Here is a 14,833-nt window from a genome sequence, read left to right as displayed (position 1 = left end):
CCATGCGCCTTTTATATTCATTTGTCTGGAGTTTGTCCCTGCCCATCGTCTTGCTAAGACTATGGATACGTGGTCGTCAGGAGCCTGGTTATCGTCAGCACATTAGCGAACGCCTGGGATTTTATCCTGCCTATACCCACAAAAAAACGCTCTGGGTGCATGCGGTATCTGCAGGTGAAACGCGCGCTGCCGAACCTCTGATACGCGCTCTGCTGCGGCGCTATCCGCAGCATCATCTGATACTCAGCCATATGACGCCAACAGGTCGAGCCACTGGTGCGCTGCTGTTTGCCGATGTCTCGGACCAGATTACGCAGGTGTTTGTGCCTTACGATATTAACTGGATGGTCAAACGCTTTCTGCGTCATTATTCGCCCTCTCTGTGCGCCTTGATAGAAACCGAAGTCTGGCCAAATCTGGTCGCGCAATGCAAGCAATTTGGAGTGCCCGTCGCCCTGGTCAATGCGCGGCTCTCTGACAAGTCATTAAGAAAAGCCCTGAAGCTATCCTCCCTGATCTTGCCTGCGGCCAATGCGATTACCTGCGTAGCAGCGCAATCCGGTCCCGATGCAGAGCGTTTAAAAAGTCTTGGTGTGAATCAGCTGGGGGTGACCGGCAATATGAAGTTTGACGTAACACCGCCGGAACATATGGCGGAACGCGGCGCACGCTTGCGGCACTGGCTGGGTGACCGGCAAATTTTCTTATGTGCGAGCACCCGCGATGGCGAAGAAGAATTACTGCTGAATGCGTTTGTCGCGCACCGCAAAGCTAATACCCTGCTCGTACTCACGCCACGTCATCCGCAGCGCTTTGACCAGGTCGCGGCCATGCTGACCCAGCATGGCTTGAGCTTCGTACGTCGCTCGGTCATGGATCTGGACGCTGACGAGAATCCTTTGCCGTCGTCGGTTGACGTTGTTCTGGGCGATAGTATGGGTGAGATGTACATGTATTACGCCGCCTGCGATCTGGCCTTTGTCGGCGGCAGTCTGGTGAACCTTGGCGGTCATAATCTGATTGAGGCCTGCGCCATGGCAAAGCCGGTGATGACGGGGCCGTACACGTTTAATTTTTCTGAAATCACCGAACAAGCCATCACTGCACAGGCGGCATTACGCGTCGCCAATCCAGACCAGCTTTTTGCACAAGCCTGGGCCTTACTGGATCAACCGGCAACGCGGGCATCGATGGGACAAAATGCACACGCCTTCTTCCTGCAACATCAGGGTGCAACGTCCAGAACCATGCACATGCTGGAAAAGATCATCAAGACAGCCTGATCACGCCACGACCCCAAAACACTACAGTTAGTGACAATCCCCAAAAGCTACACTACAATTCGCGCCTTTTGCCTTTCTTGAGGGGTATCAAGGCAAACCCGGAACGGAGGTTTATAATGAATCCTCTGTTTGAAAATTTCCTGCCTTTTTACTAATTTATTGCGCTTAGTTTGCTCTTACATTGGCATTGCAGGTGGCTGCACAGTCACCCGGCACATCGACACTTGCATTAATACCTCCCAATATTTGCATCCCCTATTTTTTTGCTTTACATGAATGAACGGAATCAGAGAACCATGAACGCCAACGACAAAATGCTCGGCATCACTGAAATGCCAACCCAGGAAATCTCTCTCGACGTCCTCCTCGAAAAATATGCCAAGGGTAATGAATCAAATATTCTTGAAGTTCAGCAGCGTGTAGCCAAAGCACTGGCGTCGGTAGAAGGCGCAGATTTTCATGGTTATTACGAAGAAAAATTCTTGTGGGCGCAACAAAATGGCTTCGTCCCAGCTGGCCGGATCAATTCTGCTGCCGGTATGGATTTACATGCCACGCTGATTAACTGCTTCGTACAACCAGTCGGTGACTCTGTCTCCAGCACCACTAACGGCAAACCCGGCATCTACACCGCCTTATCCGATGCGGCAGAAACCATGCGTCGTGGCGGCGGTGTCGGTTACGATTTTTCTACGATACGCCCAAAAGATTCCCTGGTGCGCGGCACACGTTCACGTGCGTCTGGCCCGGTCTCTTTTATGCAAGTATTCAATGCATCCTGCTCTACCGTCGAGTCGGCGGGTGCGCGTCGTGGTGCACAAATGGGTGTATTACGCGGCGATCATCCGGACATTCTGGAATTTATCCGTTCTAAGGATCAGGGTGGTCTGACTAACTTCAATATCTCGATTGGCGTGACCGATGAATTTATGGAGGCCGTCGCCAACGACAGCGATTATTGCCTAGTGCATAGAGCCGAGCCGGGTGATGAAAAAAAAGAAGCCGGTGCCTATCAACGTGAAGACGGTATCTGGGTACACCAGACGGTGCGTGCCCGTGCGCTCTGGGACGAAGTTATGCGATCGACTTACGATCACGCCGAACCTGGCATCCTGTTCCTGTCACGCATGAATACAGAAAACAATCTGTACTACTGCGAAAAAATTGAAGCGACCAATCCTTGCGCCGAACAACCGCTGCCCGACTACGGTTGCTGCTGCCTGGGTTCAATTAATCTGACCAAATTTGTGACCGCACCATTCTCTGATGCGGTGAGTTTTGATTACGACAAATTTAAAACCGTCGTCAGTATCGCCATTCGCATGCTGGATAATGTACTGGAAGCGACGGCATGGCCCTTGCCGCAACAAGAAGCCGAGGCACAATCCAAGCGCCGTATCGGCCTGGGCTATCTCGGTATCGGCAGCACGCTAGTCATGATGGGCTTGCGTTACGACTCAGACGAAGGTCGCGCAGTCGCACAAAAAATCTCCGAAGTCATGCGCGATGCCGCGTATCTGGCCTCATCCGAACTCGCAAAAGAAAAAGGCGCATTTCCTTTATTCGACAGTGACAAATATTTGGCAGGCCTGTTCGCCAAGCGCTTACCAAAAAACATCCGCACAGCGATTGCCAAGAACGGTCTGCGCAATTCTCATCTGCTATCCATTGCGCCAACAGGCACGATTACGCTCGCGTTTGCCGACAATGCTTCGAATGGAATTGAGCCTGCGTTCTCCTGGGTCTATAACCGCAAAAAACGTATGCACGATGGCGAAAGCAAAATCTACGAAGTCGCCGATCATGCATGGCGTTTGTATCGCCACATGGGCAATGACGTCAGCGACGACAGCAAATTACCGGCACAGTTTGTCACCGCACTGAACATGTCGGCAACTGACCATATGAAGATGCTGCAAGTGGTACAGCCATACATCGATTCTTCGATTTCAAAAACGGTCAATGTCCCCGCAGATTATCCGTACGAGGACTTCCAGAATCTGTATATGGACGCCTGGCGCGCTGGCCTCAAAGGTCTGGCAACCTACCGTCCGAACAGTATCCTGGGCAGCGTATTATCCGTCGCAACAGAAACGGCAGCACCGGTAGTCAATACGGTTCCTGATGACGACCTGCTACGCAAACAATTCGACGGCCGCCCTTTTGGCGATCTGGAATCAGTGACCTCCAAAGTCCAGTACATGACCTATGAAGGAAAGAAAACCGTCTACCTGACAGTCAGCTTCATCCACTTGCAAGGCATGGTCGGCGGCGAGCGCGTCACGATAGAACGCCCATTTGAATTCTTCATGCCAGCAGGACAAAAGAACGATGGCCAGCAATGGATTTCAGCAAGCATGCGCCTGCTATCAATGGCAGCGCGCTCCGGCGGATCTATCGCCAAAGCACTGGCTGATATGCGTGAAGTGGTCTGGGACAAAGGCACGGTACGTTGTGGCACCATCACCAAAGAAGATGGCACGCAAGCACCGCTATTTCACGAATCTGAAGTCGCAGCAATTGGCTATTCTCTGCAACGTATCCTGATCAAACGCGGCTTTATAGACGCATCAGGCAATCAGGTACCGGTGACCGTATTGGCAGAACAGTTCCGCAGCAAAAGCCTCGCCTACGGCATGGACGACCTGGCCTACGAAGGCGAAACCGCCCCGATCAGCTACGTCGCCACTGGCAAGAAATGCCCGGATTGCGGCGCTTACGCCTTGCAGAAAATAGACGGCTGCAGTCGTTGCGTGTCTTGCGGCTATGTGGGTGCTTGCGGTTAATTCGAATGGCGGTACAGGCTGCAACTTTGTGGTGGGATGCACCATAAGCTGCTATTTTAACGGCACAAGTTGCTATCGCTACGGCATAAGTTGCTTTAGCGGTAGCATAAGCTAATTCTTAGCGAAAGGTATCTTTGATCTACTAGAATAGGCGTACCAGGAAAATTAAATACCACCTTGGACTTCCCCTAATTTCGTAGACAACTTTTAACTTCCAAATTGTTGTTGATCGTGCTGCGAGTGCCTACGGTTTTGCTCCAGGTGTAGAGGGCGGCGCCCCTTCCCTTCAAGCTGGAGAAAGTCAAACGCCGGTGCTGTTGCTAACACCGGCTTTTAGTTTATTGCGCACGGCTCACGGTTGATCTGATGCTTTACCTGTCTGAGATCCTGGGCTTCACTTCGCTCTTCGCCAACCTACGCTAGCCCGGGCTGCGCTTGCTTTAACCAACACCATGGCAGTTTGGCACAGTTGATGCCGTAGGGGGAGGAGTCCATTCCATTGCCCTACGCCCTACGCCTTACGGCCTTACGCTTGATACAGTCAAGTTTTCTTTAAGTTGCACTTTCCATGATAAATATCCTCTTCTTTAACCCCAACCAACACTCCAGACAACTTAAAGATGCCATCGCCCCTCTTAAGGGTAATGATAGTCGCGCCCATAGTTTTAGGTATTGGTCGATCCTCGGAATAATTGGTATATGAGCTAATTGCGACAAGCCCAAGAGAATTGTTTTGGATAATCTGATATTCAAGTCGACGCCTTGCGATATCGCTATATGGCCCGAACAGTTTTTTGCCAGATATTTGATATTCTGCGGAGTAACTAACCTTATCACCGTGTGCAGGCTCATATTTGCACAACCAATGTTCCTCATTACCCGCCTGGGCACCATTTGCAAAAAACCAAATCAATGCAATAAATGCTCGTGGAATAAAACGATTTAATATCGATTTCATGTTTAATTGGTACATTTATAATGATTTGCATCATAGAGACTGTGGAAGGAATTTAAAACTGAGGCAAATGCGGTTTCGATATTTCCGACGGCTTCTGCTCTATCCAGTTGGATTAGGCCCTCTCGATGCGCGCGTGCATTGGCTTCAAGAAGCACCCTCAGTGCATGAGATAGGTCTTCGAATGCATCGGTTATTAGGGTCACGGTGTTTCCGATAAGAGAGGAGGTCTAACGCAAAAATGAGCGGATGGCCGCCCACAAATTAATAAAGAACACTGCCGCATCGCGGCCAGTCCGATCGATCGCCCTGTTAGGTCTCATAAGCATAAGGCTCGACTTTGATGTATGGATCAGCCCAGACTCTGAAGCCATAAGGTGCAAGAACCGTGAGATCAAATCGCCCAGAAAAAAGGTTTGCTGCAGCGAACTCAATGAACTTTCCTCTTTTGTCATTTACAGCCCTAACTCCTGGCGTACCAATAAGTCTGAGATGAATGAGCGGCTCTTCTTGGCACGCCATGTACACACTAATTTGAACTTCACAGTCCAGAGGCCAGATGCTTATCATCAACCGAAGGTCGCCCAGTTGAACCACGTATTCAGAACAAATGCCATACTCGTCATCACCCTTTGGGGCACTTCCCAGAAGCTCCAAGAAATCGAGAGAGTCCCACTGAAATTCGGAAGCCATCTTGAGACCTAACTTTAATTAGGCGGACAGATACCGTCCACCTAATTCAACCAATCAAATCCATGAAGAGGCTTGTCACACGGTCGTTTGAACAATGTACTGCATATAAACACAGTACTAAATAACCATGAAAAACGTCACTCCACATGTATAGGCTTCAGACGCGATTTTAAAACCAAAATTGCTCGATCAGCTCAAACGTTGCATATGAGATAAGTATTATAGCCTACGTACCGAAGAAGCCTATGTCTATTGGGCACGTTGGTTTATTCGCTTTCACGGCTTGCGCCACCCTGCAGAAATGGGTGCTGCCGAGGTTAACGCCTTCCTCTCTTATCTCACCAATGAGCGGCATGTGGCCGTTGCCACGCACAAGCAAGCCTTATGCGCATTACTGTTTTTGTATAAATAGGTTTTGCAAATCGAATTACCTTGGCTTGATGAATTACATCGTCCAACACGTGCGCCGCGTCGGCCAACTGTATTGACTGCGAATGAAGTTGCGTCTGTGTTCGAACACATGTGCGGTGTACACGCCTTGATGGCAAAGCTCATGTATGGCACTGGAATGCGTTTGATGGAATGCATGACATTACGGATCAAAGATGTCGATTTTGAACGGCGTGAAATCACGATCCGCCACGGCAAGGGGGCAAAGATAGGATGACGATGCTGCCGCTTTTGCTGGCTGTGTGCGAAAGCACGTTTCCATATTTCTTTGTGAATGTCGGTGAAATTTACAGTAGTTTGTGCATTTCTTCATCTCAACCACAAAACCCTGGTAAGCCTATGATTCAAAAACCTTTTTTTAATGGCGCAAATTTTGCTTTTTTGATCTAAGGTTAATTCTCATTGGACATCTAAACATACCTAACGGTAAGAGAGAGGAAATATATGTCATTTAGCAAATTTATCATGCGTGAAAAACTTTGCAATGCACTGTTTGCAGGTCTGCTCATAGGGTTTTTTTCGACATCTGCCAGCGCGACGCCCTATTTGTACGAAACGTTTGGCGGCCAGAACGGTGAAATTGCCGCCCTGAATCTAGGAGTCACGACGGAATACAACGCGCACAGTGGCAACATCGGTTCGGTCGTAGCTGGGGGTGGCAAGGTTTATTGGACAGAGGGAAAGAATCTTTGGTCTGCTAATGGCGATTTGAGTAACGCTAGCATCTTGCATGTCAACGGACTCGCTCCAAACGGCCTGGCATTGGATGTGCCATCGGGCTATTTATACGAAACGTTTGGTGGTCAGAACGGTGAAATTGCCGCCCTGAACCTCGGGGTTACGACGGAATTCAATGCACACAGTGGCAACATCGGTTCGGTCGTAGCTGGGGGTGGCAAGGTTTACTGGACAGAAGGCAAGAACCTTTGGTTTGCCAATGGTGATTTAAGTGACGCCAGCATCTTGCATGTCAACGGACTCGCTCCTAACGGCTTGGCATTGGATGTGCCATCGGGCTATTTGTACGAAACGTTTGGTGGTCAGAACGGTGAAATTGCCTCCTTAAACCTAGCAGTTACGACGGAATTCAGCGCACATAGTGGCAACATCGGCTCGGTCGTAGCTGGGGGTGGCAAGGTTTACTGGACCGAAGGGAAGAACCTTTGGTTTGCCAATGGTGACTTAAGCGACGCTAGTATCTTGCATGTCAACGGCCTCGCCCCTAACGGCCTAGCATTGATGCTGGATGTCCCGACGGAATCGGTACCTGAGCCATCTGTTCTCATGCTGGTTGGAGTGGGACTAGTAGGATTGGTTCGTAGCCGCCGTCAAAAAATGTCTGTAGCTTAACTGCAAACTGCTACGTATCAGTATAGAGTGCCCAAAACCATGCGGGCTACCCTCAAAATAGATAACGAGTTCCGCCTTATGGCTGAGCCTAGATTGACAACCATAAGTTGCTATTAATATGTCTTGAAATTAAATAATGCCAGTGAAATTCGCTGGCATTATTTTTTTCATATAGTCAAAAATTTCGGATGTTAAATTTTACTAACATCCAGCTTACGTGAGTGTATTTATACACCTCACCCAACAGCACAAACGTCGGTATCAAGCGCTATGGAGCGCGAGAGCATGTCTCTTTCCTTGCTTGTGTAGAGCGAATCTTCATAGGACATCAGGAATGCATGATTACGCATCGATTGATACCAAGGCTCAATGACATTCTCGACAAAATTAAAGATCTCTTTGGCACACATCGTCACAGAGTGTTCGTCTTCAGCATATTGAAATACGTTAGTCCGTTCACTGTCTAGCGCAGAACGGTATTGCTCGCCGACCAGGTCATTTAACCCTAAAGTATTCCAGGCATCATCCACGATGTGCATTCCCATCGTGATACGAAAAGATGTGTCGGTGGTGACGTGGTGGAGATGAATGTACTCAAGATGGGGAAGTGAGGTACGAATAAAGTACATCGATTTATTCCGGAGAAATCCTTTCTGCTGAAGCAATGCCTCCAGTCGACGCAATACTTTTTCCTTATTATTACGCGAAAGCTTTTTATCCATTGTGGTGTCTTAAAAAGTACGTTGCAGAAGAAAAAATGGCATTGCTGTCTAGAGCAGTGGTTATTTCAATAATAAATTGTAACGATCTATCTTCCAATCGTTATTTATACATTTGCTTACAAATTACAACATTTGGTTGCATTTACATTTCGTTGTTAAAACGAAAAAGCATGAAGAGGTGGCGGCGTAACTCCTTTAGGATGAGGAAATGTATCGCTGGAAGGAATTATTGATGTCTAAATTTTTGCAGTAACGCCAGCCGCAACCAATATTGCCCATCACGGGAAACTCTGTGACTCAGCAGGCTCATAAAGGATTTGGATGATTGAGCGTGATCAATCGTATTGACGTTGTCACGGAAATTACCGCTCTCTCTTAAACCTGGCACGGTAAAATTGTGAAATGAAAATTACTGTACTTTTCCCTACACACACCGAGGCCAGCTTGTTTCAACGAGATGGCGTTCATACCATCATCTCTGGTGTTGGACTCACTGCAACGACCATGGCAACGCTGAAAGCAATTCAGTCTGATCAGCCGGACATTCTGATTCTGGCTGGAATTGCCGGCGTCTACGAACACTCGTCGCTCAAACTATTTGACGTAGCGCTGATTGAGAGTGAGCTCGAAGCGGATTTAGGCTTCTTTACAAAAAATGGATTTGTGCATATGGCACATTTGCCTATCGCAATGGAATTTGAACGACGTCATACGCTGCATTGTCCCCACGTTCCTGTTGATACGCGGTTTAAACGAGCGAGCAGCTTGTCGTTGAATGCGGCTCTTGCGCCATTTGTTGATACCAGCAACGTCGATATAGAGAATATGGAAGGTGCGGCATTTTTCCATGTTTGCCTGCATGAGAATCAACGTTTCTTAGAACTGCGTGCTATCTCAAATATGGCAAAAATTGGCGATGACAATTGGGATATGACGACTTCTGTACAAGCACTGACCAATGGACTACATCAGTTGATCGACAGCTTGCAGGCGACCTGAATTTCATTCACTCAGTCGTACAAATCAGCGCAATAAATTGATCAATTAACTTAATAAGTTTCAGTATTTTAGCGACCCAATTCAATGATACCGATAACCAATCTGGAACTGGATGATATCAATAGGATTATCCAGATGGCCTGGGAAGACCGGACTGCATTCGATGCCATCAAGGCGCAATTTGGCTTGAGTGAATCCGACGTGATCAAGCTGATGCGTGGTAATTTAAAACGCTCAAGTTTCACGTTGTGGCGAGCGAGAGTGACCGGGCGCAAAACAAAACATCTTGCCTTGCGCCCCGTTGGTATGACGCGCTTTAAGTCTCGGGATCAGAAGGGATAAAAATTTTGTGGCTTAGTAATTAAGTTGTATGTGCAAAAATGAAGGAGAAAATATCTGCCATTTTTGCCATGCCGTTTTTACGCGACGTCGCATAATGCCCTGTCTCATAGTCGACTCTCAATAAAGCACCGGGGACATTGGTAGAGGCTGCCTGTAAGCGAGCAGCGAATTTACCGATTTGCCAAGGCTCAACCCTCAGATCATTTGCGCCAGTAATCAATAAGGTGGCAGGGTATCGAGTGCCATCTTTGACTGAATGATAGGCATCCATTTTTTGCAGCGCATGGAACTCATCTTCTTTTTTTACGGTACCAAATTCAGCATCATTACCCGGTCCGTTTGCAGTTAATTCAAATCGCAAGGTATTGAATAACCCGACCTCGCCGATTGCGGCAGCAAACAAATCCGGTCGCTCGGTAATCGCTCTGCCGACCATGATACCGCCAGCAGAAGTACCCCATAGAGCGAGGTGTTTTTTGGCTGTCCAGCCTAGTTTGATCAGATGCTCTGCCGAGTCAATTGCATCGCGCCAGGTATTTGGCTTGGTCGCTTTTTTCCCCGCTACATGCCAGGCTTCGCCAAGCTCACCGCCGCCACGTACGTGTGCATAAACAATCACACCACCAGCCTCCAGAAACGCCAGATTACTGGCGCTAAATCCGGGGTCAAGGATGGCACCATAAGATCCGTAGGCAACGATCAGTAAAGGATTACGACGATTTAATTTGATATCTTTGCGATGCAGGATTTCCAACGGTACTCGCACGCCGTCGCGGGTTGGGGCATCAATACGGGTCGTCTTGAACGTAGCGACATCGAAGCTCGGAGGCTTCGCAAAAACAAACTGTTTTGTACTCAAATCAGTCGCGTTCACTTTGTAGGTAACACCCGGCCAGGTTAGGTCGTCCATTTGAAACCACGGACCATCTTCATCTTGTGTAGCAAATATATTCCAGACCGCGCCAGATTTCTGCAATTGAACCCGTTCGATTTTTCCCTCAAATGAAACACGTCGTAAGCCGCCCAGACCTTTGGTCAGGTCGTGGACATATACGCCATCGCGGGCAACCTCCATCGTGTCAATTACTCCTTCGCCGACGGGTAATACGACTGCTCCATTTGCAAAATCACCTGCACTGGCGTCCACCTTGACAAGCTCTCCATTACTCTGGCGACCTTTCGCTAAAATATAGACGGTGTCACCAACCAGTTTTGCACTCATCACGCCCGCAGCACGTCCGGCAATCTTGCGCCACTGCGGCTTACCACTGAAGAGGTCCTCCGCTTTAGTGATGTACACCATCGCGATATCATTTCCGTTCAACAGATGCAGCCCGAGTACCCAGTTACTATTCATTGCACCTTTGACCTGCGGAGTGTCGTCTTCCATGGGCTCATAATCAGGCCCCTCTGCCTCACGAAACACCTCGACATCTGTTGCCGGTGGCGTACCTAGCCTATGCATCCAGCAACTTGCGCCGCGACCAAAATCCTGGGATCCCAGAATGGCATCGGCTCGTACCCGATAATAAAAAAATCGCGTCCCGTCAGCACTCCATCCACTACCGCGAGACAAAATGCGGGTAATCTCAACGACGTCGCCACTCACCACGTTTTTGATATAGCTTGTTGTAACTTCTGAGCCTCCGATAGATATGCCGTAAGCGATATGACTACCGGTGTGACAAGGCAACACATAATCCAGAGTCGCTGGCGGCTCATCCGCTTTACGACCAGCCAATGGGTCGATCAGAACACGCTCAACTCCATCAGCTTTATCCCTTACGAATACTTTAAATCCCTGCTCTCCCCCAAGCCGCTTGTAAATAAACAGACGACCACCTGCGGGAGCAACATATTGCAAAGCGTCTGTTTCGGAACCATAAAATTCCAGACGCTTCAATATCGCGGCGCGTTTTGGCAAACCATCGAGAGTTGAACGTGCATATTCACCTTGCTGACGTAGCCAGGTTTCCCACTCGGCTGTTTTAGGCTGCACCTCCATCCAGCGATAAGGATCTGTCACATCGACACCCCAATAGCGATCCGTGACAGGATCAACTCTTGTCTTCGGGGGGAGTTTGCTCAGCGTTGCTGATTCTGGTGCCAGGACCTTTGCGGAGCTTGCCCAAGCAGGCATTGCACTCCCTGCGGCGGTAAAAGCGATAAATTGACGTCGTGAAATAGCTTTGAACATGAACCAACTCCTTACTTGTGAGAGGCAATGCGTACGATCCAAGCACGCTTGCCATTGCGTCGCGACAAACCCCGTTCATAGCGCATGGGGCCGATGAAAGGCTAAGCGGTTCTGTCAAAAGCTTAGTTGTCTTTATTATCATTTAATATCATAAAGACCACAAGATGTTCTGCTTATTTTCTGTGCGATGTATTGATTGGTTTTGAGCAAGTGTCGAAGCATAAAAAAAGGAGCCGAAGCTCCTTTTTTATTCAAATGAATGGCGATCTGTGAAAATTATTTCTTCTCTGGTTCTGCCGCCTTCACTTCGGCAGACGCTGAACTTGCTGCCGGAGCAGATGCCGATGCAGGTGCAGGTGCAGGTGCAGCAGCTTTTACCATTTCAATTTTTGCTTTGGTGTGAATATCATCCAGCAATTTTTTCAGACTTTCTTGCTGTACTTGCTGCTTCAAACCATCTTTGATCTGCGCGAGAGGCGGGATCACTTTGGCACGGGAATCTTCTAACAAAATGATGTGGTAACCAAACTGTGATTTGACTGGCTCTTGGGAGAATTTGCCTTTTTCCAGTTTAGCGACAGCGTCGCCAAATTCAGGCACCATGCGCTTAGGATCAAACCAGCCCAAATCGCCGCCATTTACTTTTGAACCGGCATCCAGGGATTTTTGTTTTGCAATCGATTCAAATGCGCTGACATCTTTTTGCAACTTCGCGATGATCTCTTTGGCATCCGCTTCTTTCTCTACGAGAATATGGCGAGCCTTGTACTCATTGCCGCCCAATTTCGTTTTCAGCTTGTCGTATTCTGCATTGAGTACATCATCAGAAATCGCATTATTTTTCAGATAATCCTGAATAAACGCATTTGCTAAAATTGATTGCTTGGTCAACTCACTCTGATCCAGAACTTCCTGAGATTTGTCCAGACCCTTTTTTACCGCTTCCTGTGAAATCAATAACTGCATTGCCAGGTGATCGACGATTTCTTTGCGTGCTTCAGGCGTGTCTGGCTGCCCTTGCGCTGCACGTTGCTTCATCATTAAATCTACGCGGCTCTCGCTGATCGCTGTACCGTTGACAGTAGCTGCCGCTGGACCTGTCGCAGCAACTTCTGTTTTATTACAGGCAGTCAGTGCCAGCATAGACATCGCACTTACCAACAAAATACGCTGAGTCATACGAGATTTGATCGTCATCTTTTCATTCCTTTTCAATAGGTGGGCTTAGGTGTGCAGACATCAGGCAATCTGACAGCGTGATGCAGCAAGCCGCACATATTAGCAGGATTAATTCTCTTGCAATACCCATCATGGGATTTACGATTCAAAAGTCGTTAATCAAACTTTAAACGAGCCTTTGAGTCGTGTGCCGGAATGAGTTGCGCTTAGTTAATTGTATTTAACCAAATACATTAAATTAAGTACATTAACTACTCAGACTCCACACGTACTGTATTTTGGACCAGGACTTTTGTGCTTGCCCGTTCAGACTCGCAGGTTTGAACTTACACAAACTTAAGCCAGCTCTAGCAGCTTGGTCCAACTCTTTATATCCACTTGACTGCTCTACACGTGCATCAACAACTCTGCCGTCTGTGCCGACGAGTAAGGCTAGGGTAACCGTCCCGGTGTATTCATTGCGTAAGGCATTCCGGGGATACTCAGGTTTTTCACAAGACTTTGCTTCGACAACAGCACCGATAAACACCGGCATGGAATCCGCCTTCGTTTGCGACATCTCAACCTGACCAGTACGGTTGCCATCATCCGGAGGATTGAACCCCGTTCTTTGAACAACGGTAGTGCTTGGCGCTGGCTCATGGAAAACGATCACATCAGGTGGAACAACAACCGGTATCAGTGGATCCCTCAATGCAGGCAGCGGTAACAACTCCTTTGGCTCAGGTAAGGACTCCGGCTTTGTCGGCTCAACGTAGACAAAATCCGGATCCATACGCGGTAAACCTGCGGGCGGCTTCAATCCGTAGAGCAAACCGACTAAGAGTAACAAGTGCAATAGGCTCACGACTAAAACACCTGATATTGATGTCGGTTTTTTCTTTCCAGAAATAGAAAATTCCATATATTTCTCCTTTAGTTAAATTTAAATACTTTTAATTAGCAATTAAATTACCAATTAAAAGTAAATATATAATCTAAAATAAGAAATATCAACTACTTAGAAGTATACATCTGTTGTGAATGTTAAATTAAAATTACTATTAACCAGCAAAAATGTGAAAAAATCGTTAATATATGGACAATAATAAAAGGGGGCTAATGTAAGAAATAGCGATTCCCCGATTGCAAGGCATAAATATCTCTCAAAACTCAAATATCAATTACATAAATATGCCATACCGAAGTATAATTTTTACTTCCATAGAGAAAAGAAAAGCATCCATGCAAGATTCCCTCACTACTATTCGTATCCTGTTTGCGGATGATCATCCGATTGTCATGTCTGGGTTTGCCATGTCCTTACAAGGCGAGGACGTTGATGTAATCGGACAAGTAAAGACAACTCAGGACGCTATCGAACAATTCAAAGAATTGCTGCCGGATGTATTGATTCTCGATATTCGTTTTGGCGAGCAGCTTTCAGGGTTCGATGTCGCCAAAGAAATTCTCGACACACATCCTGCGGCGAAAATAATTTTTTTAAGCCAATTTGATCAGGATAGTTTTATCAAAGAAGCGTATCGCCTTGGCGGCAAGGCGTTTGTGACGAAGGATTGCAATCCACAAGACTTAGCGACAGCCATCCGAAAAGCACATTGCGGTGAGTTATATTTTTTACCCGCAATCGCAGAACGGCTCGCCAATTTATCCGTGAAAGGTGATGCATCTCCTCAGTCACTTTTAGATGAACGATCACTAGATATATTTACCCTGATTGCAGAAGGATTTACGAATGTAGAGATTGCTGAAAAATTAGATATTTCGACTAAAACAGTCAGCAATACCAGTCAGATGGTCAAAGAAAAATTAGGCATCCACAGACAAGCAGACATGACCAAGCTAGCTCTTAAGCATGGCTTGATACAGGCATAAAA

14 protein-coding genes are annotated in these 14,833 nt (G+C 47.6%); 8 read left to right on the top strand and 6 right to left on the bottom strand.

All coding sequences use genetic code 11. The features are described from left to right. The first annotated feature begins 2 nt into the window (after nt 1-2). Together waaA and ACO0K3_RS12965 are read left to right on the top strand one after the other, a co-directional pair. Nucleotides 3-1,283 carry a lipid IV(A) 3-deoxy-D-manno-octulosonic acid transferase gene (waaA, locus tag ACO0K3_RS12970; protein WP_422985203.1) on the top strand — a complete coding sequence of 427 codons (1,281 nt, stop codon included), beginning with the start codon at nt 3-5 and terminating at the stop codon, nt 1,281-1,283. Between the two features lie 296 nt (nt 1,284-1,579). Then, nucleotides 1,580-4,069, top strand: coding sequence for an adenosylcobalamin-dependent ribonucleoside-diphosphate reductase (locus ACO0K3_RS12965; RefSeq protein ID WP_422985201.1), 2,490 nt, complete (start codon nt 1,580-1,582; stop codon nt 4,067-4,069). Nucleotides 4,070-4,610: 541 nt separating this feature from the next. On the opposite strand, the gene ACO0K3_RS12960 is transcribed toward ACO0K3_RS12965, so the two are convergent. Both ACO0K3_RS12960 and ACO0K3_RS12955 read right to left on the bottom strand, forming a co-directional pair. Next, nucleotides 4,611-5,027 (bottom strand): hypothetical protein, encoded by a 417-nt coding sequence (locus tag ACO0K3_RS12960; protein WP_422985199.1) that lies wholly within the window; start codon nt 5,025-5,027, stop codon nt 4,611-4,613. Nucleotides 5,028-5,336: 309 nt separating this feature from the next. After that, nucleotides 5,337-5,717, bottom strand: a complete 381-nt coding sequence (locus ACO0K3_RS12955) for a hypothetical protein (RefSeq protein WP_422985197.1) — start codon at nt 5,715-5,717, stop codon at nt 5,337-5,339. Nucleotides 5,718-5,985: 268 nt separating this feature from the next. Between ACO0K3_RS12955 and ACO0K3_RS12950 the strand changes: the two genes are divergently transcribed. From ACO0K3_RS12950 to ACO0K3_RS12940, 3 genes are all read left to right on the top strand, one after another. Next, nucleotides 5,986-6,129, top strand: coding sequence for a phage integrase N-terminal SAM-like domain-containing protein (locus ACO0K3_RS12950; RefSeq protein ID WP_422985525.1), 144 nt, complete (start codon nt 5,986-5,988; stop codon nt 6,127-6,129). Nucleotides 6,130-6,132: 3 nt separating this feature from the next. Further along, complete coding sequence (locus tag ACO0K3_RS12945) at nt 6,133-6,384, top strand: tyrosine-type recombinase/integrase (RefSeq protein ID WP_422985195.1); 252 nt, start codon at nt 6,133-6,135, stop codon at nt 6,382-6,384. Between the two features lie 227 nt (nt 6,385-6,611). Continuing rightward, nucleotides 6,612-7,517 carry a PEP-CTERM sorting domain-containing protein gene (locus ACO0K3_RS12940; RefSeq protein WP_422985193.1) on the top strand — a complete coding sequence of 302 codons (906 nt, stop codon included), beginning with the start codon at nt 6,612-6,614 and terminating at the stop codon, nt 7,515-7,517. A 236-nt stretch (nt 7,518-7,753) separates the two neighbouring features. Here the strand turns inward: ACO0K3_RS12940 and ACO0K3_RS12935 are convergent, their stop codons facing one another. After that, on the bottom strand, nt 7,754-8,239 hold the full coding sequence (locus ACO0K3_RS12935) for a hypothetical protein (protein WP_422985191.1): 486 nt from the start codon (nt 8,237-8,239) through the stop codon (nt 7,754-7,756). A 402-nt stretch (nt 8,240-8,641) separates the two neighbouring features. Here ACO0K3_RS12935 and ACO0K3_RS12930 point away from each other — a divergent pair, with 402 nt between their 5' ends. Both ACO0K3_RS12930 and ACO0K3_RS12925 read left to right on the top strand, forming a co-directional pair. Then, complete coding sequence (locus tag ACO0K3_RS12930) at nt 8,642-9,238, top strand: hypothetical protein (RefSeq protein WP_422985189.1); 597 nt, start codon at nt 8,642-8,644, stop codon at nt 9,236-9,238. An 84-nt stretch (nt 9,239-9,322) separates the two neighbouring features. Next, nucleotides 9,323-9,580, top strand: coding sequence for a TIGR03643 family protein (locus tag ACO0K3_RS12925; protein ID WP_422985187.1), 258 nt, complete (start codon nt 9,323-9,325; stop codon nt 9,578-9,580). 19 nt (nt 9,581-9,599) lie between these two features. Here the strand turns inward: ACO0K3_RS12925 and ACO0K3_RS12920 are convergent, their stop codons facing one another. The 3 genes from ACO0K3_RS12920 to ACO0K3_RS12910 all read right to left on the bottom strand — a co-directional run bounded on the left by ACO0K3_RS12920 (nt 9,600) and on the right by ACO0K3_RS12910 (nt 13,860). After that, entirely contained in the window at nt 9,600-11,777 is a 2,178-nt protein-coding gene (locus ACO0K3_RS12920; RefSeq protein WP_422985185.1) for a prolyl oligopeptidase family serine peptidase, read from the bottom strand. A gap of 276 nt (nt 11,778-12,053) precedes the next feature. Further along, nucleotides 12,054-12,974, bottom strand: coding sequence for a foldase protein PrsA (locus tag ACO0K3_RS12915; protein ID WP_422985183.1), 921 nt, complete (start codon nt 12,972-12,974; stop codon nt 12,054-12,056). A gap of 229 nt (nt 12,975-13,203) precedes the next feature. Further along, on the bottom strand, nt 13,204-13,860 hold the full coding sequence (locus tag ACO0K3_RS12910; RefSeq protein WP_422985181.1) for an energy transducer TonB: 657 nt from the start codon (nt 13,858-13,860) through the stop codon (nt 13,204-13,206). 320 nt (nt 13,861-14,180) lie between these two features. On the opposite strand from ACO0K3_RS12910, the gene ACO0K3_RS12905 reads away from it, so the two are divergent. Further along, complete coding sequence (locus ACO0K3_RS12905) at nt 14,181-14,831, top strand: response regulator (RefSeq protein ID WP_422985179.1); 651 nt, start codon at nt 14,181-14,183, stop codon at nt 14,829-14,831. The last annotated feature ends 2 nt before the right edge of the window (nt 14,832-14,833 follow it).

The organism is Undibacterium sp. Rencai35W (assembly GCF_049340185.1).
GTDB lineage: Bacteria > Pseudomonadota > Gammaproteobacteria > Burkholderiales > Burkholderiaceae_D > Undibacterium.
Note: the sequence above shows the minus strand (reverse complement) of the source record. Positions and strands in the feature narration are given on the sequence as shown.